Annotated in this window: 20 protein-coding genes; 2 read left to right on the forward strand and 18 right to left on the reverse strand. The window is 69.8% G+C overall.

Annotated elements, in window-relative coordinates:
* The 3 genes from coxB to T9R20_RS10675 form a co-directional block, all read right to left on the reverse strand.
* Positions 1-930 carry a cytochrome c oxidase subunit II gene (gene coxB, locus T9R20_RS10665; protein WP_322409292.1) on the reverse strand — a complete coding sequence of 310 codons (930 nt, stop codon included), beginning with the start codon at positions 928-930 and terminating at the stop codon, positions 1-3.
* A gap of 156 nt (positions 931-1,086) precedes the next feature.
* Complete coding sequence (gene erpA, locus T9R20_RS10670; RefSeq protein WP_322409293.1) at positions 1,087-1,449, reverse strand: iron-sulfur cluster insertion protein ErpA; 363 nt, start codon at positions 1,447-1,449, stop codon at positions 1,087-1,089.
* Between the two features lie 91 nt (positions 1,450-1,540).
* Positions 1,541-2,935: a dipeptidase gene (locus T9R20_RS10675; protein ID WP_322409294.1), complete on the reverse strand. Its 1,395-nt coding sequence runs from the start codon at positions 2,933-2,935 to the stop codon at positions 1,541-1,543.
* A gap of 48 nt (positions 2,936-2,983) precedes the next feature.
* Here T9R20_RS10675 and T9R20_RS10680 point away from each other — a divergent pair, with 48 nt between their 5' ends.
* Complete coding sequence (locus tag T9R20_RS10680) at positions 2,984-3,583, forward strand: DUF3043 domain-containing protein (protein WP_322409295.1); 600 nt, start codon at positions 2,984-2,986, stop codon at positions 3,581-3,583.
* 1 nt (position 3,584) lies between these two features.
* On the opposite strand, the gene T9R20_RS10685 is transcribed toward T9R20_RS10680, so the two are convergent.
* The 5 genes from T9R20_RS10685 to dnaE form a co-directional block, all read right to left on the reverse strand.
* The gene (locus tag T9R20_RS10685) at positions 3,585-4,625 is read right to left on the reverse strand and encodes a quinone-dependent dihydroorotate dehydrogenase (RefSeq protein ID WP_322409296.1); all 1,041 of its coding nucleotides are present in this window, start codon (positions 4,623-4,625) and stop codon (positions 3,585-3,587) included.
* Between the two features lie 10 nt (positions 4,626-4,635).
* Positions 4,636-5,130 carry a transcriptional regulator NrdR gene (gene nrdR, locus T9R20_RS10690; RefSeq protein ID WP_322409297.1) on the reverse strand — a complete coding sequence of 165 codons (495 nt, stop codon included), beginning with the start codon at positions 5,128-5,130 and terminating at the stop codon, positions 4,636-4,638.
* Positions 5,131-5,142: 12 nt separating this feature from the next.
* The gene (hisD, locus tag T9R20_RS10695) at positions 5,143-6,441 is read right to left on the reverse strand and encodes a histidinol dehydrogenase (protein WP_322409298.1); all 1,299 of its coding nucleotides are present in this window, start codon (positions 6,439-6,441) and stop codon (positions 5,143-5,145) included.
* Between the two features lie 16 nt (positions 6,442-6,457).
* Positions 6,458-7,681 (reverse strand): hypothetical protein, encoded by a 1,224-nt coding sequence (locus tag T9R20_RS10700; protein ID WP_416182899.1) that lies wholly within the window; start codon positions 7,679-7,681, stop codon positions 6,458-6,460.
* 93 nt (positions 7,682-7,774) lie between these two features.
* Entirely contained in the window at positions 7,775-11,239 is a 3,465-nt protein-coding gene (gene dnaE, locus T9R20_RS10705; RefSeq protein WP_416182978.1) for a DNA polymerase III subunit alpha, read from the reverse strand.
* Between the two features lie 123 nt (positions 11,240-11,362).
* Between dnaE and T9R20_RS10710 the strand changes: the two genes are divergently transcribed.
* A complete protein-coding gene (locus T9R20_RS10710; protein ID WP_322409301.1) occupies positions 11,363-11,836 on the forward strand; it encodes an NUDIX domain-containing protein in 474 nt (157 codons plus the stop codon).
* A gap of 12 nt (positions 11,837-11,848) precedes the next feature.
* On the opposite strand, the gene T9R20_RS10715 is transcribed toward T9R20_RS10710, so the two are convergent.
* The 10 genes from T9R20_RS10715 to murC all read right to left on the reverse strand — a co-directional run bounded on the left by T9R20_RS10715 (position 11,849) and on the right by murC (position 20,290).
* Positions 11,849-12,418 (reverse strand): GNAT family N-acetyltransferase, encoded by a 570-nt coding sequence (locus T9R20_RS10715; RefSeq protein WP_322409302.1) that lies wholly within the window; start codon positions 12,416-12,418, stop codon positions 11,849-11,851.
* 38 nt (positions 12,419-12,456) lie between these two features.
* A complete protein-coding gene (locus T9R20_RS10720) occupies positions 12,457-13,377 on the reverse strand; it encodes an RluA family pseudouridine synthase (RefSeq protein WP_322409303.1) in 921 nt (306 codons plus the stop codon).
* 1 nt (position 13,378) lies between these two features.
* Positions 13,379-13,960, reverse strand: a complete 582-nt coding sequence (gene lspA / locus T9R20_RS10725; protein WP_322409304.1) for a signal peptidase II — start codon at positions 13,958-13,960, stop codon at positions 13,379-13,381.
* A gap of 3 nt (positions 13,961-13,963) precedes the next feature.
* Positions 13,964-14,563 carry a DivIVA domain-containing protein gene (locus tag T9R20_RS10730; protein ID WP_322409305.1) on the reverse strand — a complete coding sequence of 200 codons (600 nt, stop codon included), beginning with the start codon at positions 14,561-14,563 and terminating at the stop codon, positions 13,964-13,966.
* A gap of 120 nt (positions 14,564-14,683) precedes the next feature.
* The gene (locus T9R20_RS10735) at positions 14,684-14,986 is read right to left on the reverse strand and encodes a YggT family protein (protein WP_124293021.1); all 303 of its coding nucleotides are present in this window, start codon (positions 14,984-14,986) and stop codon (positions 14,684-14,686) included.
* A 9-nt stretch (positions 14,987-14,995) separates the two neighbouring features.
* Positions 14,996-15,451: a cell division protein SepF gene (locus tag T9R20_RS10740; RefSeq protein ID WP_179559412.1), complete on the reverse strand. Its 456-nt coding sequence runs from the start codon at positions 15,449-15,451 to the stop codon at positions 14,996-14,998.
* A 33-nt stretch (positions 15,452-15,484) separates the two neighbouring features.
* Positions 15,485-16,207, reverse strand: a complete 723-nt coding sequence (locus T9R20_RS10745; RefSeq protein WP_322409307.1) for a YggS family pyridoxal phosphate-dependent enzyme — start codon at positions 16,205-16,207, stop codon at positions 15,485-15,487.
* A 16-nt stretch (positions 16,208-16,223) separates the two neighbouring features.
* Positions 16,224-17,384 carry a cell division protein FtsZ gene (gene ftsZ, locus T9R20_RS10750; RefSeq protein ID WP_322409308.1) on the reverse strand — a complete coding sequence of 387 codons (1,161 nt, stop codon included), beginning with the start codon at positions 17,382-17,384 and terminating at the stop codon, positions 16,224-16,226.
* A 521-nt stretch (positions 17,385-17,905) separates the two neighbouring features.
* Complete coding sequence (locus T9R20_RS10755; RefSeq protein ID WP_322409309.1) at positions 17,906-18,868, reverse strand: FtsQ-type POTRA domain-containing protein; 963 nt, start codon at positions 18,866-18,868, stop codon at positions 17,906-17,908.
* Positions 18,869-18,874: 6 nt separating this feature from the next.
* On the reverse strand, positions 18,875-20,290 hold the full coding sequence (gene murC / locus T9R20_RS10760; protein ID WP_322409310.1) for a UDP-N-acetylmuramate--L-alanine ligase: 1,416 nt from the start codon (positions 20,288-20,290) through the stop codon (positions 18,875-18,877).
* Positions 20,291-20,324 lie beyond the last annotated feature (34 nt).

Here is a 20,324-nt window from a genome sequence, read left to right on the forward strand (position 1 = left end):
TCAGCCCTGATCCTCTGTGCTCGTTTCCCCGCTGGAGCTGGTCTCCGTCTCGGAGGCGCCCCCGGTGCCGGGAAGGTTCTGCAGCCGGTCGTACGCATCGGTGATGTCACCGGTCTGGCCGCGGTCGCGGAGCGAGTCGAGGTACTGCTCGTACTCCGCCTCGCTGACCACCTCGACGTTGAAGAGCATCGCCGAGTGGTACTCGCCGCAGAGCTCGGCGCACTTGCCGGCGTACGTGCCCTCGCGGGTCGGCGTGAAGGACCATTCGTTGTCCTTGCCGATGTACATGTCCTTCTTGTAGAGGAAGTCGATGATCCAGAAGCTGTGGATGACGTCGCGAGCCTCGAGATCGATCTTCACCGTCTGGTCGACGGGGAGGTACAGCGTCGGCAGCGCAGCCTGGTCGTAGTCCCCCTGCGCATCCGGCTGTGCCTGCACGCCCATGCTCCACACGGCGTCGGCGTTGTCCTCGTCCTCGCCGTTGTACTGGAAGTCCCACGCCCACTGCTTGCCGATGGCCGTGATGGAGACATCGGGGTCTTCGTACTGCGTCTCGATGATGGCCTGGTCGCGCGCGGTGAAGGCGAAGAACCCCACCACGAGGATCAGGGGCACGATCGTGTAGAAGATCTCGATCGGCATGTTGTAGCGCAGCTGCACGGGAAGGCCGGTCTGGCCCTTGCGCCGCCGGTAGGCGATCGCCGCCCAGCCCATGAGCCCCCACGTCACCACGCCGACGGCGAGGAGGACGATCCAGGAGTTGACCCACAGACCCGAGACGAGTTCGGTCCGGTTGGTCGCCGGCGTACCCTCCTCGACGAAGCCGGGCAGGTACCCGTTCAGCTCGGTCGGCGTGCATCCCGCGAGCACAAGGGCCGCGGCGATCCCGACCGGGACGAACGCCCAGCGGAGACGGCGTTTCGAGGGCACGTGCGCACCTTTCCGTTCAGTGTGTTTCCGTGGCCAGTCTAGGGCAACCTCTGGGCGCGTTCTGGCCTGACGCCCAGGTTGTCCGACCCTTCGAGACACGCCCATCGTCGCCCTCGGCGACGCGTCGCCGAGGATCGAGTGGCGGTCACGACCGGGTCAGTGGAAGCTGTCGCCGCAGGCGCAGCTACCGGCGGCGTTCGGGTTGTCGATCGTGAAGCCCTGCTCGGAGATGGTGTCCTTGAAGTCGATCGTGGCACCGTCGAGATAGGGGACGCTCATGTCGTCGACGATGACCTCGACGCCTTCGAAGTCCACGGTCTTGTCACCCTCGAGAAGACGCTCGTCGAAGTAGAGCTGGTAGATCAGTCCGCTGCACCCGCCGGGCTGCACGGCCACGCGCAGACGCAGGTCGTCGCGACCCTCCTGGTCGAGCAGATTCTTCACCTTCAGCGCGGCGGCGTCGGTGAGAAGCACGCCGTGTGCGCGCGCGGTGTCGGTGGACAGAGCGGTGTCGGTCATGAAGATCCTCCGGGTGCAGTGCGCGAGACAGGGGCTCGGTGGAACCGATTCTACGCCCCGACCCCTCGGTCGGGACGGGATAGCACGCCCATCAAGACACTCTGCGGTCCAGCTCCTCGAGGAGCAGCGCCTCCGAGACGACGGCGTTGCGGAACGTGTCCAGATGCAGCGATTCGTTCGGGGCGTGGGCGCGCGCGTGCGGATCCTCGACGCCGGTCACCAGGATCTGCGCGCTCGGGAACTCGCGGACGAGGTCGGCGATGAACGGGATCGACCCTCCGACGCCGAGGTCCACCGGGTCGACGCCGTAGCCCTCGGCGAAGGCCGCGCGGACCGATTCCACCGCCCAGCCGCTGGTGTCCACGAGGAAGCCGTCGCCGAGGTCGACGTCGTCGAAGGTGAGTCGGGCACCGAACGGCGCGTGGCGCTCGAGGTGGGTCCGGACGGCCTCGTACGCCTCCGCGGCGGGCTGCCCCGGGGCGATGCGCGCGCTGATGACGACCGACACGGTGGGACTCAGTGTGTTGGAGGCGTTCTTCACGCTCGGCGCGTCGATCCCCGTCACCGTCACCGACGGCTGGTTCCAGATCCGGCCGAGGATCGACCCCGTTCCGATCGGGCTGACCCCGTCGAGGAGCCCCGCCTCGTCGCGCAGCGTCTCTTCGCTGTACTCCGGTGTGGCGGCCTCCCGGCGTGCGAGGCCGTCGACCGCGACGGCGCCGTCGGCGTCCCAGAGGGTGGACAGCAGGCGGATGGTGGCGAGCATCGCGTCGGGCACGGCTCCGCCGAACATGCCCGAGTGCGAGGCGTGATCAAGGGTGCGCACCGTGAGGGTGAAGCGCACATTCCCCCGCAACGACACGGTCAGCGCCGGCGTCCGGGCATCCCAGTTGCCCGAGTCGGCCACCACGATGACGTCTGCCCGCAGGGTCTGGGCGTTGTCGGAGAGGAACTGCGCGAACGATCGCGAGCCCGCCTCCTCCTCGCCCTCGATGAAGAGGGCGATACCGAGTCCGAGGTCATCGCCGACGGCGTCGCGGAGGGCGCGGACTGCGGCGATGTGCGCCATCACGCCGGCCTTGTCGTCGGCCGCACCCCGACCATAGAGCCGTCCGTCGCGCACGGTGGGTTCGAAGGGCGGTGAATCCCACAGCGCCTCGTCGCCGACGGGCTGGACGTCGTGGTGCGCGTAGAGCAGGATGGTCGGCCTGCCCGGCGCCGCGGCCCGCGAGGCGAGCACGGCCGGCATCCCCCGCTCCTCGGTGCCGGGGACGGCGGCGTCGACGATCCGGACGTCGTCGAAGACGCCGGTCTCGCGGGCGAGCGTCGCGACAGCCTCGGCGGACCGCCGCACCTCGGAGTGGTCGAAGCCGGGGAAGGCAACCGACGGGATGCGCACAAGGGCGCCGAGATCGGCCAGAGCGGTGGGGATGCCGGAGAGCGCAGCGTCGCGGACGGCATCGCGCCGGGTGGGGGTGGAGGTCATGCGGGTAATCTTAAGCGGACACCCGTTCTCCGCTTCCAAGGATCTCCCGTGGCCAACACTCCCGGCGCACCCACTCCCGCAGCACCCGCCCCCAAGGACGCACCCGAGGGCGCCGCGTCCGTGACGGGGAAGGGCCGCGCGACGCCGACCCGTGCCGAGCGCGAGGCCGCGCGCAAACGCCCCCTGGTGCCCGACACCAAGGAGGCCAAGGCACGCGCCCGCGCCGACCTCGCCGCGCAGCGCGAGAAGGCCCGCGCCGGCATGGCGGCGGGAGACGAGCGCTACCTCCCGGTGCGCGACAAGGGCCCGCAGCGTCGCTGGGTGCGCGATTTCGTCGACTCGGGCTTCCACCTCGGCGAGGCGGTCATGCCGGCGATGGTCCTGGTGATCGTGGCGACCTTCGTGCCCGTGCTCGCCGTCCAGTACTGGTCGTTCGTGGTGCTGTGGATCTTCATCCTCTTCGTCATCGGCGACATGATCATCACCTCCATCCGCGTCAAGCGGGGCGCGCGGGAGAAGTTCGGCGCCGACAAGATGGAGAAGGGCCTCGGATGGTACGCCGCGATGCGCAGCATCCAGATGCGGTTCCTCCGCCTGCCCAAGCCGCAGGTCAAGCGCCGCGGGTTCCGCGGCGGCCGCACCGCCTGACTCAGGCCGTCGGACGCCGTGCCGAACGGGTGAGCGACCGGTTGATCTGACGAGCCCAGAGCGGCCCGCGGTAGAGGAACGCGGTGTAGCCCTGCACGAGCGTGGCGCCGGCATCCAAGCGCTCGCGGACGTCCTCGCCCGTCTCCACTCCGCCGACCGAGATCACGGCGAAGAATGCGGGGACGTTGCGCCGCAGCAGTCGCAGCACCTCGAGGGACCTCTCGCGCAGTGGCGCCCCCGACAGCCCCCCCGCTCCGGCGGCCGCGACGATCGCCGGCGAGGTCTTCAGGCCGTCCCGGCCGATGGTGGTGTTCGTCGCGATGATGCCCGCAAGGCCCCCGTCGACGGCGAGACGGGCGACGGCGACGATGTCGTCGTCCGCGAGGTCGGGGGCGATCTTCACCAGCAACGGCGTGTCGCCGGCAGCATCCTTCACCGCCGTCAGCAGCGGCCCGAGGCTCGCCACGGCCTGCAGGTCGCGGAGGCCCGGAGTGTTGGGTGAGGACACGTTGACCACGAGGTAGTCCGCGAGCGGGGCGAGCAGGCGGGTGCTGCGGACGTAGTCGTCGGTGGCCTCGTCGACCTCGACGACGCGGCTCTTGCCGATGTTGACGCCGATGAGCGGTCGCCGCCGACGCCGACGGAGGGCGGCCAGCCGCGCGGCCGCGGCCTCGGCGCCGGCGTTGTTGAAACCCATGCGGTTGATCACGGCGCGATCCGGGATGAGGCGGAACAGCCGCGGGCGGGGGTTGCCCGGCTGCGGGTGTGCGGTGATCGTTCCCACCTCGATGTGGCCGAATCCCAGCGCGAAGAGCCCCCGCGCGGCTCGGACGTCCTTGTCGAACCCCGCCGCCACGCCGAACGGGGTCGGGAAGGTCAGCCCGAGCGCCGAGGTCTCCAGCGCAGGAGCCGGCCGGGTGAGGCGCGCCGCCAGTGCCGACAGCGGCGGCACCCCCAGCGCACGGATCACCACCAGGGCGGCGTGGTGAGCGGACTCAGGGTCCATGCGCGCGAGAACCGTGCGGAAGAGAAGGGGGTACATCCCCTCCAGGCTAGCGAGTCGGCTCGGCCTCACCCGCACGCAGCCGGTCGGGCTGGTCGGCGTGATCGGCACGGAGACCGGCGATCGCCGACTCGAAGTCCTCGAGGGAATCGAAGGCCTGGTAGACGCTGGCGAAACGCAGGAAGGCCACTTCGTCGAGCGCGCGGAGCGGGCCGAGGATCGCCAGGCCGATCTCGTTCGTGTCGATCTGCGACGCGCCGGTCTGACGCACCGCCTCCTCGACCGTCTGCGCCAGGACGGCGAGGTCCCCCTCGGTGACGGGTCGGCCCTGACACGCTTTGCGCACCCCCGACATCACCTTCTCGCGGCTGAACGGCTCGATCACGCCGGATCGCTTGATCACGTTCAGGCTCGCCGTCTCGATGGTCGAGAACCGGCCACCGCATTCGGGGCACTGCCGGCGGCGTCGGATGCTCAATCCGTCGTCGCTCGTGCGTGAGTCGATGACACGGGAGTCGGAATGCCGACAGAAGGGACAATGCATGGCGAGAACAGGTTACGCCGTGAAGCGCGCAGTGACGGCCTCACCGTGTGCAGGCAGATCCTCGGCCTCGGCGAGCGTCACGATCGCGTCGCGCACCTCGGTCAGCGCCCGCTCGTCGTAGGTCACCACCTGCTGCGGCCGCAGGAACGTCGACGCCGAGAGGCCTGCGGCGTAGCGGGCCTGTCCCCCGGTGGGGAGGACGTGGTTGCTCCCCGCGAGGTAGTCACCGAGGCTCACCGGCGTATGGCGACCGACGAAGACCGCACCGGCGTGGACGAAGTCCTCGGGGCGGGGGTCGGCGAGGTGGAGCTCGAGGTGCTCGGGGGCGTAGGCGTTGCTGAACGCGGTGGCGGCGGCCTGGTCGTCGAGCAGGACGATGGCCGACTGGTCGCCCGCCAGGGCGGTCTGCACCCGCGCCGCGTGCCGGGTGCCCGCCGCCCGTTCGGCGACTTTCGCGGCGACGGCGTCGGCGAGTGCCGGCGAGGTCGTCACCAGGACCGCCGAGGCCTGCTCGTCGTGCTCGGCCTGACTGATGAGATCGGCCGCGACGATGTCGGCGTCGGCGGAGTCGTCCGCGACGATGAGGATCTCGGTCGCCCCGGCCTCGGAGTCGGTGCCGACGAGGCCCGCGACAGCACGCTTGGCGGCGGCGACGAAGTTGTTGCCCGGCCCGGTCACGACGTCCACCCGGGCGAGCCCGATCGCGGGCACACCGTGGGCGAATGCGCCGATCGCGCCGGCACCGCCCATCGCGTAGACCTCGTCGACCCCGAGCAACCGCGCGGCGGCGAGGATGACCGGGTGCACCCGGCCCCCGTGCTCGCGCTGCGGGGGCGAGGCGAGGGCGACCTCGGCGACCCCGGCGATCTGGGCGGGGACGACGTTCATCACGACGCTCGACGGGTAGACCGCCTTGCCGCCGGGAACGTAGAGACCGACGCGTCTCACCGGCTGCCAGCGCTGCAGGATGCGCGCTCCGGGACGGATCTCCGTCACGATCTCGGCCGGCACCTGCGCCGCCGAGCCGAGACGCACGCGATCGATCGCCTCCTCGAGCGCGGCGCGGATGTCGGGGGCGAGAGCGGCCAGCGCCTCATCGAGGTGCGCTGCCGGCACGCGGATGTCGTGCCCTGCGACCCCGTCGAACCGCTCGGCCTGAGCGCGCAACGACGCCTCGCCGCGCGCGGCGACATCGGCGACGATGTCGGTGGCCGCGGAGAACGCCGCCTCGCGGGTTCCTGCCGCGCGCGGGACGGCCGCCAGCATGTCAGCGGGCGTGAGGGCGTGGCCACGCAGATCGATGGTGCGCATCTCGAAAGCGGCCGTCTCAGCCCCGCGTCACGCCGGAGACGTCGTGCAGGTAGCCGGTGCGACCGTCCTCGTGACGGACGACGAAGTGGGTCTGACGATCCTCGATCACGAGTGCCCACGCCGTCGGGCCGATGCGGAACAGCGTGCCGCCGTTCTCGTCGACGATGTCGCGCTCCTCGGGCACGAGGGCCCAGAACGCCTGGTACCGGGTCACGGGCTCGATCACCGTCGTCGCGGTGTGGTCGTCGCCGCCGGCAGCGGTGGCGTCCGCCGCCGTGTCGTGAGCCACCGTGTCCGCCGCCACAGTGTCGTCATCCGAAGTGTCGTCATCCGCGGGTGCGAAGTCGGCGACGGCCGTGTTCGGCTGCGCGCCAGAAGGCTCCGGACGCTCGGTGCGCGTGGGCCCGAACATCGCCTCGAGGTCGCCCGTCTCGTCGGTGCGGCTGCGATCGACGTCCGTTCCGCCCATGGCGTCGGGGCCGACGGGAACGCCGGCCGACGCGTGGGCGCCGGCGGAAGCGGGAGCGTAGGGGTTCACGCCGAGTGCATCGGTCCCGTAGGAGCCGGTGTCCGACGCGCGGGCGTCCGGTGCGGCCGCCGACGCGGGCGCCGCTGCCGGCTTCTCCGGACGCGGGGTGCGCGGGCGCGGGGTGACCGGGCGGGCTGGGCGGGCGAAGCGGTGTGCCACGATCTCGCGGCGATCCTCGAAGTCCTCGGCCAGGGCGGGGACCAGCGGCGCGAACACCGTGAGCACGACGCCGGCGAGCATGAGGAAGAACTCCACCCAGATCACCCACCCGCGCAGCCACGGGCCGCCGGCGACCACGATGGCGACGGTCTCCCAGATCAGGTGCAGCCAGATGACCGCCGAGACGGTGAAGGCCACCGAGGCGAACTGGTCGATCCCGAGCGAGCCGACACGTCGGATCCCCTCGGGCGAGAGGCGGCGCAACGCCAGCAGGAAGACGGCGGCGGTGGGCGCACCGATGGTGAGGATCCACCACAGACCCGTCGTCCACACCGAGCTGAACTGCACGGTGCTGAACGAGAAGAAGGACACGACGAAGGCCACGAGCCAGACGCCGCCGAGGATCACCTCACGCAGCGAGAACGGGCCCACTCCGTACTGCACGCCGGCATCGGCACGGTCGTCGGTCCGGGGACCACTCTCCTCTGCGGCGGTCGTCGCGGGGGTGTCCACGGTCGGTTCGTCGTTGCTGATTCCGTCGGTCACAGTCATCCTTCCCGGGAGCCGCGCGGTCCGCACGGCGACTCCCGATCTTACCCGCGCCGCCTCTGCCCATCGTGGCCTTCGCGTGTCGAGATCGATCGCTCAGCCGAGGCACTGCGGGCCGAGAAGGCCCTTCAACTCGCCGTAGAGATCGGCTGTCACCGTCACCGGCAGCGGCACCTCGAAGACCTTCGCCACGCCGCTCTTGTGCAGGCGCAGGGTGACTTCGGTGTCGCCCCGGTGACGGGTCAGCACCTGCGCGAGCTCGGTCACGACGGTCTCGGTCGCTCGGTGCTCGGGGACGAGCAGCACGAGTGGGCCCGAGGCGTCCACCGACCCGAGATCCGGCACGAAGGCCGACACCGCATGCAGGTTCATGCCGTCGTCCCGTCGGGACACGCGCCCGCGGACGACCAGGATCGAGTCCGCCTGCAGCAGGGTCTGGAACTCGGTGTAGGTCTTCCCCATGAACATCACGGTGACCTCGCCATCGAAGTCCTCGACGGTGATCATGCCGTAGGGGTTCCCGCTGGATTTGGCGACCCGGTGCTGCACGCTGGTGACGAGCCCCGCGACGGTCACCTGCTCGCCGTCGGCGATGTCTTCCGACGCCAGCAGGTCGTGGATCGACAGCGAGGCGTGCTTGGCCAGCGGGATCTCCAGCCCCGCGAGCGGGTGGTCCGAGACGTACAGTCCGAGCATCTCGCGTTCGAACGCGAGCTTGTCCTTCTTCGTCCACTCGGGCCGGTCGGGCACCTTCTGGACCTGCTGCGGCTCGTCCCACAGCGAATCGAAGTCGAACCCCACCTCGCCGTTGGCCTCACGGCGCTTGTCGAGGACGGCCTGCTCGGTGGCATCCTCGTGGATCTCCATCAGCGCGCGACGGGTCGATCCCAGCGAGTCGAAGGCGCCGGCCTTGACGAGCGACTCCACCGTCCGCTTGTTGGCCACGTGCACCGGGACCTTGCCGAGGAAGTCGTGGAAGGAGGTAAAGGGGGCGTCCTGGCGGGCCGCGACGATCGCGTCGACGACGTTCGCGCCGACGTTGCGCACCGCGCCGAGACCGAAGCGGATGTCTTCGCCGACGGCGGCGAAGTAGCGGATGGATTCGCCGACGTCCGGCGGCAGCACCTTGATGCCCATGCGACGGCACTCGTTGAGATAGACCGCCATCTTGTCCTTCGAGTCGCCGACGCTGGTCAGGAGCGCCGCCATGTACTCGGCCGGATAGTGGGCCTTCAGGTACGCCGTCCAGTAGGAGACCAATCCGTACGCCGCCGAGTGCGCTTTGTTGAACGCGTAGTCCGAGAAGGGCAGCAGGATGTCCCATAGCGCCTTGATCGCCGCCTCGCCGTAGCCGCGCTCCTTCATCCCGCCCGAGAAGCCCTCGTACTGCTTGTCGAGCTCGGACTTCTTCTTCTTGCCCATCGCACGGCGGAGGATGTCGGCCTGCCCGAGCGAGAAGCCCGCCACCTTCTGTGCGATCGCCATGACCTGCTCCTGATAGATGATCAGGCCGTAGCTGATGTCGAGGATGTCCTTGAGCGGCTCTTCGAGCTCGGGGTGGATCGGCGTGACCTCCTGCTGACCGTTCTTGCGGAGGGCGTAGTTGATGTGCGAGTTCGCGCCCATGGGGCCGGGACGGTAGAGCGCGATGACGGCCGACACGTCCTCGAAGTTGTCGGGCTTGAGAAGTCGCAGCAGCGAGCGCATCGGTCCGCCGTCGAGCTGGAACACACCGAGGGTGTCGCCGCGCGTGAGCAACTCGTAGGCCGCTGTGTCGTCGAGCGCGAGGTGTTCGAGGTCGAGCTCCTCGCCCCGGTTCATCCGGATGTTGTCGAGCGCGTCCGAGATGATCGTGAGGTTGCGCAGCCCGAGGAAGTCCATCTTGATCAGACCCAGGGCTTCACACGACGGATAGTCGAACTGCGTGACGATCTGCCCGTCCTGCTCGCGGCGCATGATCGGGATGATGTCCAGCAGCGGTTCCGAGGACATGATGACGCCTGCGGCGTGGACGCCCCACTGACGCTTCAGCCCCTCGAGTCCGAGAGCCCGGTCGAAGACGGTCTTCGCGTCGGGATCGGTGTCGATGAGGGTGCGGAACTCGCTGGCCTCTTTGAAGCGCGGATGCTGGGCGTCGTACATCCCGCTCAGCGGCATGTCTTTCCCCATGACCGCGGGCGGCATGGCCTTGGTCAGCCGCTCCCCCATGCTGAACGGGAAGCCCAGTACCCGGCCCGCGTCCTTCAGAGCCTGCTTGGACTTGATGGTGCCGTACGTCACGATCTGCGCGACCCGCTCGGAGCCGTACTTCTCGGTGACGTAGTCGATCACCTCACCGCGGCGCCGGTCGTCGAAGTCGACATCGAAGTCGGGCATCGAGACACGGTCGGGGTTGAGGAAGCGCTCGAAGATCAGGCCGTGCTCGAGCGGGTCGAGGTCGGTGATGCGCATGGCGTAGGCGACCATCGACCCCGCACCGGAACCGCGGCCGGGACCCACGCGGATGCCGTTGTCCTTGGCCCAGTTGATGAAGTCCGCCACGACGAGGAAGTAGCCGGGGAACCCCATCTGCAGGATGATTCCGGTCTCGTACTCGGCCTGCTTGCGGACGTTGTCCGGGATGCCGTTCGGGTACCGGTAATGGAGGCCCTTCTCGACCTCCTTGACGAGCCAGCTGTCCTCGGTCTCACCGTCCGGGACGGGGAAGCGCGGCATGTAGTTCGCGCTGGTGTTGAAATCGACCTCGCACCGCTCGGCGATGAGCAGCGTGTTGTCGCACGCCTCAGGATGCTCGCGGAAGATCTGCCGCATCTCCTGCGCGGTCTTCACGTAGTAGCCGTCGCCGTCGAACTTGAAGCGGTTGGGGTCGTCCAGAGTCGATCCCGACTGCACGCACAGCAGCGCCGCGTGCGCATCGGCCTCGTGCTGGTGGGTGTAGTGGGAGTCGTTGGTCGCGACGAGCGGGATGCCGAGATCCTTCGAGATCCGGATCAGATCCGTCATGACCCGGCGCTCGATGGACAGCCCGTGATCCATGATCTCGGCGAAGTAGTTCTCTTTGCCGAAGATGTCCTGGAACTCCGCGGCCGCCGCCCGGGCCGCGTCGTACTGACCGAGGCGCAGTCGCGTCTGCACCTCGCCCGACGGACACCCCGTCGTCGCGATGAGCCCGCGGCCGTAGGTCTCGAGCAGCTCGCGGTCCATGCGCGGCTTGAAGTAGTAGCCCTCCATGCTCGACAGCGAGCTGAGACGGAAGAGGTTGTGCATGCCCTCGGTGCTCTGGCTCCACATCGTCATGTGGGTGTAGGCGCCGGAGCCCGAGACATCGTCGCTGCGCTGTTCGGGCGTGCCCCACTGCACCCGCGACTTGTCGCTGCGGTGCGTGCCGGGGGTGACGTAGGCCTCGAGCCCGATGATCGGCTTGATGCCCGCCGCCTTCGCGGCGTTGTAGAACTCGAAAGCCGCGAAGGTGTTGCCGTGGTCGGTGACGGCGATGGCCGGCATGCCGTAGTCGGCCGCGGCCTGGGTCATGGCGCCGATCTTGGCCGCACCGTCGAGCATCGAGTACTCACTGTGGACGTGCAGGTGAACGAAGGAGTCGGATGCCACGGACCCAGCGTACGCGGCGGCTCCGACACCGACGGCGTGTCGGCTAGCGTGGCAGTCGAAGAGACGGAGGACCCGGTGCCCACACCCGATTTCATCCTCGAGCTGCGCCGGTACGTGGGGACCCGTCCCCTGCCGCTCGTCGGGGTGACGGCCGTGATCGAACGCAACGGCGAGGTGCTGCTCGGCCGTCGCAGCGACAACGGCCGACTCACCCCGATCACCGGCATCGTCGACCCCGGCGAGGAGCCCGCCGACGCCGCCTGCCGCGAAGCGGAGGAGGAGGCGGGGGTCGTCGTCCGCGCCGTCCGGCTCGCGTTCGTGCACCAGATCCCGCGGATCACCTACGACAACGGTGACCAGAGCGACTACCTCGACCTCACGTTCCGCTGCGAGTGGCTCTCGGGCTCACCCCGACCGGTCGACGGCGAGATGACCGACGTCGGTTGGTACCCCCTGACCGCGGTCGAGACGATCCTCGACGAGGACATGGCAGAGCGCGTCCGTCGCGCCCTCGACGACGGCCCCGCGGTCTTCCGCCAGGCGCCCTGAACGGCCGCGCGCTCAGGAGAGGTCGCGCCTCATCAGCACGCGTGGGAATCCGTTCAGCACCGACGTGGTGTCGGCTGCGTGGACGAACTCGGCTCTTTCGAACAGGGCACGGGTGCCGACGTACGCCATCGTGAGGTCGACCTTCGCTCCCTGATTGTCGACCGGATAGCCCTCGATCGCCGGCGCGCCGCTGGCGCGAGCGAAATCCACCGCGCCACTCAGGAGAGCGTGGGAGATCCCGCGCCCGCGATGGCCGGGGCGCACGCGGATGCACCATACGCTCCAGACATCCTGATCATCCACGTGCGGGATCTTGCGGTTCGTGGCGAACGACGTATCCGCGCGGGGATGCACGGCCGCCCAGCCGACGACGTCGTCGCCGTCGTAGGCGAGGACGCCCGGCGGCCCGTCGGCGAGCAGTTCTCGCACCTTCTCACCGCGCGCGGGCCCGTGCAGGGCACGATTCTCGGCCCCGGGCACGCGGTAGCTCAGACACCAGCAGACGTTCGACGTCGGCTTCTTCGGGCCGACCATCGTGCGGATGTCGTCGAACGCCGTGGCCGGTCTCACCTGGATACCCATGGGCTCACCCTCCCTCAGGCCACCGACACCGGGCCGCGTCACTCGCCGCGAAGCGTCTCCAGCGCCGCGGCCAGATCGGCCGGATACTCCGACACGAACTCGTTCCACTCCCCCGTGGCGGGGTGGGTGAAGCCGAGCCGGTGCGCGTGCAGCCACTGCCGGGACAGTCCCAGCCGCGCGCTCATCGTCGGGTCGGCCCCGTAGAGCGGGTCGCCGACGCACGGATGCCGGTGGGCGGCCATGTGCACGCGGATCTGGTGGGTTCGGCCGGTTTCGAGGTGGATCTCCAGCAGCGACGCGCCCCGGAAGGCCTCGAGGGTCTCGTAGTGGGTGACCGAATCCTTGCCGGAGGATATGACCGCGAACTTCCAGGAGTGCGTGGGGTGGCGCCCGATGGGAGCATCGATCGTTCCCGCCAGCGGATCGGGATGCCCCTGCACGACCGCGTGATAGACCTTCTCCACCTCGCGCTCCTTGAAGGCGCGTTTGAGCGCGGTGTAGGCCGCCTCGCCCTTGGCAACCACCATGAGGCCGCTCGTTCCGACATCCAGCCGGTGGACGACGCCCTGTCTCTCGGCCGCGCCGGTCGTCGCGACGCGCACGCCCGCGGCCGCCAGCGCCCCGAGGACCGTCGGACCCTCCCACCCGACGGACGGATGCGCCGCCACCCCCGCCGGCTTGTCGATGACGATGAGGTCGTCGTCCTCGTGAATCACGGCGAGGTCGGGGACGGCCACCGGAACGACGCGGGGCTCCTCCCTTGCGGCCCATTCGACCTCGAGCCACGCGCCGCCGCGCAGGCGGTCGGATTTGGTCAGGGCGCGCCCGTCCATCCGCGCACCGCCCGCGTCGAGCACGTCAACGGCGAAGGTACGCGAGAAGCCCAGCATCTTCGCGAGCGCCGCATCGGCGCGGGTGCCGTCGAGCCCGTCGGGGACGGGGAGGTGTCGCGACTCCACCTCAGTCGACCGCGCGCTCGGAGCGCGACGGCGAGTCGGCGGCCACCGGTTCGGCCCTGCGGGACGAGCGCTCCTGACGGGTGCCGTCCAGGTGCGGACCGAAGAGCACCAGGGCGGCGACGGAGATCATCATCGTCACGATGAAGATGTCGGCGACGTTGTAGATCGCGGGCATCATCCACGGGGTGTTGATGAAGTCCACGACGTGACCGACGGGGAAGCCGGGCTCGCGCAGCAGGCGGTCGGTGAGGTTGCCCAGCACGCCGCCGAGCAGAAGGCCCAGCACGACCGCCCAGAGCCGGGAGCGCAGCCTCGTGATGGCGAGGACCACGATGACGACCGCCACCACCGCGAGCGCGATCGTGAAGATCCACGTGACGTCCTCGCCGAGCGAGAATGCGGCACCCGGATTGCGCGTCAGGTAGAAGATCAGGAAATCGCCGAGGATCCGGACCGGCTCCTGGTAGGGCAGGTTCTCGATGGCGAGGTACTTCGTGAACTGGTCGGCGGCCAGCACGATCGCCGCGAGGATCACGACGATGATGCTGGCCGCCGCCCGGTGAAGCGGGGTTCGACCGGTCAAGGACTACAGGCCGACGGCCGGCACGGGCGCGGACCCCGTCGAGGTCGACGACGCGTCCAGGTCGCGCAGGTGCCCTTCGATGTAGCTGCGGAGCTGCGTGCGGTAGTCGCGCTCGAACTGGCGCAGCTCGCTGATGCGGCCCTCGAGGACGCCGCGCTCCTTTTCGAGGCGGGCGATCTCGTCGCGTCCGCGGGCCTCGGCCTCCGAGACGATCGAGGCGGCCTGAGCCTGTGCGTCGGAGATGAGCTGGTCGCGCTTCGCGCGGCCCTCGGCGACGTGCTCGTCGTGCAGGCGCTGAGCGAGCTCGATGATGCCCGCGCTGGCGGCGCTGGGCGAGCCGCCGTCCGCAGCGGGCTGGGGGGTCGGCTCGGACGCGGGCGCGGGGACCTCGGCGACCGGAGCGGCAGCCGTGGCGGCACTGGTGGACTCGCCGGACTCGAGGGCGGCGACCTTGGCCTTCAGCTCCTCGTTCTCGGCGATCGTCTTACGCCACTCGACGACGATCTCGTCGAGGAAGTCATCGACCTCGTCCGGGTCGAACCCCTCCTTGAAGCGGACGTGCTGGAACTGCTTGGTGACGACGTCATCGGGGGTCAATGCCATGGTGATTCCTCTTTCGAGCTGGTCGTTGGCCGACGTCGCGGCCCTCCCACCGTCCTGCGGCGGTCGTATCCAGCCAAGCATAGCCCCGGCTCCAGGGCGTGTCGAAGGCGCCGGGCAGGGTCAGACCATCGTGAGCGAGCGGGTGACGGCGAGCAGGATGAAGCAGAGCAGCATCGTCAACGCGAAACCGAAATCCAGCGCGACGGGGCCCACCCGGAGGGGCGGAATGAAGCGCCGGAACATCTTGATCGGCGGATCGGTGACGGTGTAGACGACCTCAGCGAGTACCAGGCCTACGCCCTTCGGCCGCCACTCGCGGTTGAAGAAGGGGATCCACTCGAGCACCAGTCTCCCGAGCAGGACGAAGACGTAGATGAAGAGGATCGCGTTGAGGATGGAAGCGATGAACGCGATGACGGGCACCTACTAAGGCTACGAGAAGGGCACGGCTTCCGGGTCCGCGTGCGCGATGGCACCGTCGCCGGACACCGCGACGTTCTCGGGCGAGAGCAGGAACACCTTGCTGGTGACGCGCTCGATACGTCCGTAGAGACCGAGGGAGAGGCCGCTCGCGAAGTCGATCAGTCGACGCGCATCGGCGTCGGACATCTGCGACAGGTTGATGATCACCGGGATCCCGTCGCGGAAGTTCTCCGCGATCACCTGGGCGTCGCGGTACTGCTTGGGGTGAACGGTGAGGATCTCGCTGACCGCGGTCGGCGCGGGCTGACGGACAACGGCCGGACGGTGGATCGGAGTGATGGGGGCTGCCTTCTCGACCGCCTGGGGCTTCTGACGAGCAGCCGGCTGCGACGCGGGCTCCTCGTAGACCTCTTCCTCGTCGGCGAGGCCCAGGTACACCATGGTCTTCTTGAGCGGGTTCGACATCGGATCCTCCGTTTGCTCGTGTCGTTTCCGAGGTTAACCGCGCTCGGGCCGCGGGCCGGTGATTGCCGTACCGATGCGAAGGTGTGTCGCGCCGACGGCGATCGCCTCGGCGAAGTCTCCGGTCATCCCCGCCGACATCCAGGTCGCCTCGGGGACGACCGTGCGCACCGCGTCCGCGCAGCGCGCGAGTCGGGCGAAGGCCGCGGCGGGTGCTTCGTCGAGCGGCGCGACCGCCATGACGCCGCGGACCCGCAGGGTGCCGCAGCCCGCGGTGTGCTCGGCGAGAGCCACCAATTCTGCGGGCGCGACGCCGCCGCGGCCGGGGTCGTCGGTGAGGTTCACCTGCAGGAAGACGTCCAGGATCGGATGGCCCTCATCGGCCGCGCGGTCGAGAGCATCGGCGATCTTGGGGCGATCGACCGAGTGGACGACGGCGGCTGCCGCACGGATCGCCCGCGCCTTGTTCGTCTGCGCCTGGCCGATGAAGTGCCAGTGGAGGTCGGGTAGCGGGCCTACGGCCTCGTGCTTGGCCGACAGCTCCTGCTGCCGGTTCTCCCCCACATCGCGCACACCGAGCGCGTAGAGCCGCTCGACGAGCTTCTCGGGGTGGAACTTCGTCACGACGATGCGGGTGATCTCCTCGGGCTGCCGGCGCGCGGCGCGCACCGCCTCGTCGATGCGCGCATCGACGTCGGCGAGCCGCCGGGCGAGGTCGTCCTCGTCCGGCGGCTCGTCGGGTGTCGCAGATGCGGTCATCGCGGAGCGATGCGGATCACTTCAGGAAGTCGGGGATGTCGAGGTCGTCGTCGCCGAACGCCGAGTCGTACCCGGTGTCGGGGAGTGTCGCTCCCACCGAGACCGACTCCTTCTTCGGCTCGACGCGCTCGTGCTCGGCATCCCTCGCCGCATCGACAGCGGGCATCGCCGGCACGACGGGAACGCTGGCCGGCCGCGCCGCGGCAACCGGGTCGATCCGCAGCGACGGCTCGCCGCCGTCGAATCCCGCCGCGATGACGGTCACGCGCACCTCGTCCCCGAGGGTGTCGTCGATCACCGTTCCGAAGATGATGTTGGCCTCGGGGTGGGCGGCCTCCTTCACCAGCTGAGCGGCGTCGTTGATCTCGAAGATGCCGAGGTTCGACCCGCCCTGGATCGACAGCAGCACGCCGTGCGCGCCTTCGATCGACGCCTCGAGCAGGGGCGACTCCACGGCGAGCTCGGCGGCCTTGATGGCTCGGTCGGCCCCGCGGGCGGAGCCGATGCCCATGAGCGCGGAACCCGCGCCCTGCATGACCGACTTGACGTCGGCGAAGTCGAGGTTGATCAGACCGGGGGTCGTGATCAGGTCGGTGATTCCCTGCACACCGGCAAGGAGCACCTGGTCGGCGGTCGCGAAGGCCTCCACCATGGAGATCCCTCGGTCGCTGATCTCGAGCAGACGGTCGTTCGGGACGACGATGAGGGTGTCGACCTCTTCCTTCAGGCGCGCGACACCGGCCTCGGCCTGGCTCTGCCGACGACGACCTTCGAACGAGAAGGGCTTGGTGACCACACCGATGGTGAGGGCTCCGATGGACTTCGCGATCTTGGCGACGACCGGCGCACCGCCGGTACCCGTCCCGCCGCCTTCGCCGGCGGTCACGAAGACCATGTCGGCACCGCGCAGGGCCTCTTCGATCTCCTCCGCGTGGTCTTCCGCCGCCCGACGACCCACCTCGGGGTCGGCACCTGCGCCGAGACCCCGCGTGAGCTCGCGTCCGACGTCGAGCTTGACGTCGGCGTCGCTCATGAGCAGCGCCTGGGCGTCGGTGTTGATCGCGATGAACTCCACGCCGCGCAACCCGAGGTCGATCATGCGGTTGACGGCGTTCACGCCGCCGCCACCCACACCGACCACCTTGATCACGGCGAGGTAGTTCTGGTTCTGGCTCATGCCGGCCTCCGTCTTCCCGAACCTTCAACCTCTACTAGAGGTATAAAGAATTGCTCGGTATGCAATTCCTGTTCTTGAAGGTAAGCGGCCTGCACCCCGAGGCGCGGAGGGACGCGGCGTGTCGCGACATCCCGATCTCGCGCGGGATCGGCAGACCTCCGTCGCCGCGCGGGATCGCCCGTGAGCGGACCCCCGGATGACATGTGGCACAAGAGGTCGCCCACCCGCCCGATCGACGACCACCTGCGCCACCCCGATTCGCCCACGCTCGCCCACCCGATTCGCCCGCGCCCGCCCAGGTGGCAAAAAGGGTCGCCCAACCGCCCGACGGACGACCACGTGCGCCACCCCGATTCGCCCGCGCCCGCCCAGGTGGCAAAAAGGGTCGCCCAGCCGCCCGATCGACGACCACGTGCGCCACCCCGATTCGCCCACGCGCGCCCTGGTGGCAAAAAGGGTCGCCCACCCGCCCGACCGACGACCACCTGCGCCACCCCGATTCCGCCGGCCGGGACCGCCCGTCAGCGGATGACCGCGGCGTCGGGCGAAGACACGTCGTACTTGGTGACCGTGTCGGCCGGACGGGCGGCCATGATCCTCTCCAGCACGCGAGCCTTCAGCGCCGACTCCTCCGCGCTCCCCCACACCACTCGGGCGGACGAGGTCAGCGTCAGGGTGACATCGAAGGCGGAGGTCGCGCTCACCGCCGTCACCTGGTCACCGATCGAGGCCGGAAGCGCGCGCATCACCCTGCCGACCGCGGCGAAGGCGTCCCCGTCGACGCCGCCGCGCACGTCGAGGATCGGCTCCGCCGCGGGCGGCTCGGTGCTGGCGGCGAGCACGACTCCCGCGGCATCGACCACGGAGTATCCCGACGCCGCCGCGATCGCACCGATCGGGGTGCGCTCGACGATGCGCACCACGAGCTCGTGCGGCGGCCGCGCCTCGAGGGTGTAGCTCTGCACGAACGGGAAGTCCGACAGCGTGTCCTGGATGGCGGCGTCGTCCACGAGCGGCAGCGGCGTGCCGAGCTGCGACGCCAGCGCCGCCTCGACAGTCCCCGCATCGAGCTGCGCGGTCCCGACCACGCGGACCCGTTCGACGGCGAACAGCGGGCTGTAGGCCACCGCGGCCGTCACGCCGGCGACGACGAGGACCGCACCGATCGCCGACACCCACAGCGCGCGCCGTCGACGCTGTCGGACGGTGAAGCGCCGCACCTCCGCCCGGAGCGCCTTCCGCCGGGCCCGCGACGCGCGCCACACCGCCAGCAGGCCGACCGGCGGCTCCGGCCGCGCCGGCTGCTCGGCACCCTCCGCAGAGAGGTCGTCCGAGACCGTTCCCGGGCCGCCGCCGGCGTCGCGCAGCGGCAGGACCACCCCCGAGCCGTCTTGCTCGTCCCGAGCGTCGACGCCCGCCTGCTCCACGGCAGCGGTGCGTCGCGGCGGAGCGGCCGGCGGCGGGAGCGGGGACGGCCGTCGCACCACGGGTCAGCCTTCGACGACAGCGGCGGGACGGACGCGGGTCAAAGCCTCGAGGATCTGCGGAACGATGAGGTTGACGTTCCCGCAGCCGAGGGTGATGACGTAGTCGCCGGGACGCGCGACCGAGGCGGTGTGGTCGGCCGCTCGCTGCCAGTCCGCGACGAAGCGCACGCGATCGGGGTCGGCGAAGGCATGGGCGACGAGCTCCCCGGTGACACCGGGGACCGGGTCCTCGCGCGCGCCGTAGACGTCCAGCACCACGGTGTGATCGGCGTTTCGCTCGAGCACCTCGGCGAACTCGCGGTACATGTGCTGCGTGCGCGAGTAGGTGTGGGGCTGGTGGACGGCGATGATCCTGCCGTCGCCGATGACGCTCCGGGCGCCGGCGAGGGCGGCGGCGACCTCGGTCGGATGGTGGGCGTAGTCGTCATAGACGCTCACGCCCCGCTCGATGCCGTGCAGCTCGAACCGGCGGTCGGTGCCCGCGAAGCCGGCGACCGCCTCGGCCGCGGCATCGAGGGGGAAGCCGAGGGCGATGAGCACCGCGACCGCGCCGGCGGCGTTGACGGCATTGTGCGCACCGGGGATCCGCAGCCGCACCGCGACCGTCTCGCCCCCGTGGGTCAGCCGGAATCCGACGGGCCCGTGCGTGTCGACCTCGCTCAGGCGGACATCGGCGGCGCCGTCCAGGCCGAAGGTGACCACCCGGGGGTGGTCGAGAAGGGCCGCCACCTCCTTCGCGCCGGGGTCGTCGGCGGAGATCACCACCGCTTCCCGGGCCTCGCGTCCGAAGCGGGCGAAGGCCTCGACGAAGGCCTCGGGCGAGCCGTAGTGGTCGAGGTGATCGGGATCGACGTTGGTGATGAGGGCGACCGAGGTGTCGTAGAGAAGGAACGTGCCGTCGGACTCATCCGCCTCGATCACGAAGAGATCGTCCGCTCCCGTGCCGCTCGAGACGCCGAGCTGGGCGATCACACCGCCGTTGACGAAGGTGGGATCCGTGCCGAGGGCCTGCAGCGAGGTGACGATCATCCCGGTCGAGGTGGTCTTCCCGTGCGCCCCCGCGACGGCGACCAGTCGTCGCCCGCCGATGAGCCAGAACAGCGCCTGCGAACGGTGGATGACGGCGAGGCCTCGCTCCTTGGCCGTGACGTACTCGGGGTTCTCGGGCCAGATCGCACCCGTGTGCACGACGGTGTCGGCGTCGCCGAGGTGCGCGGCGTCGTGCCCGACGTGCACGGTGGCGCCGAGCGCGGCCAGTGCGCGCAGCGACGGACTGTCGGCGCGATCGGAGCCGGAGACCCGGATGCCGCGGGCGAGGAACATGCGGGCGAGCCCCGACATCCCCGATCCCCCGATGCCGATGAAGTGGGCGGCGCGGATGTCATCCGGGATCGGCAAGGAGAGGTCAGGTCTGATCATGGCGCGTCAATCCTAGATCGGCGTCCTGCACGCC

The organism is Microbacterium invictum (assembly GCF_034421375.1).
GTDB classification, from domain to species: Bacteria; Actinomycetota; Actinomycetes; order Actinomycetales; family Microbacteriaceae; genus Microbacterium; species Microbacterium invictum_A.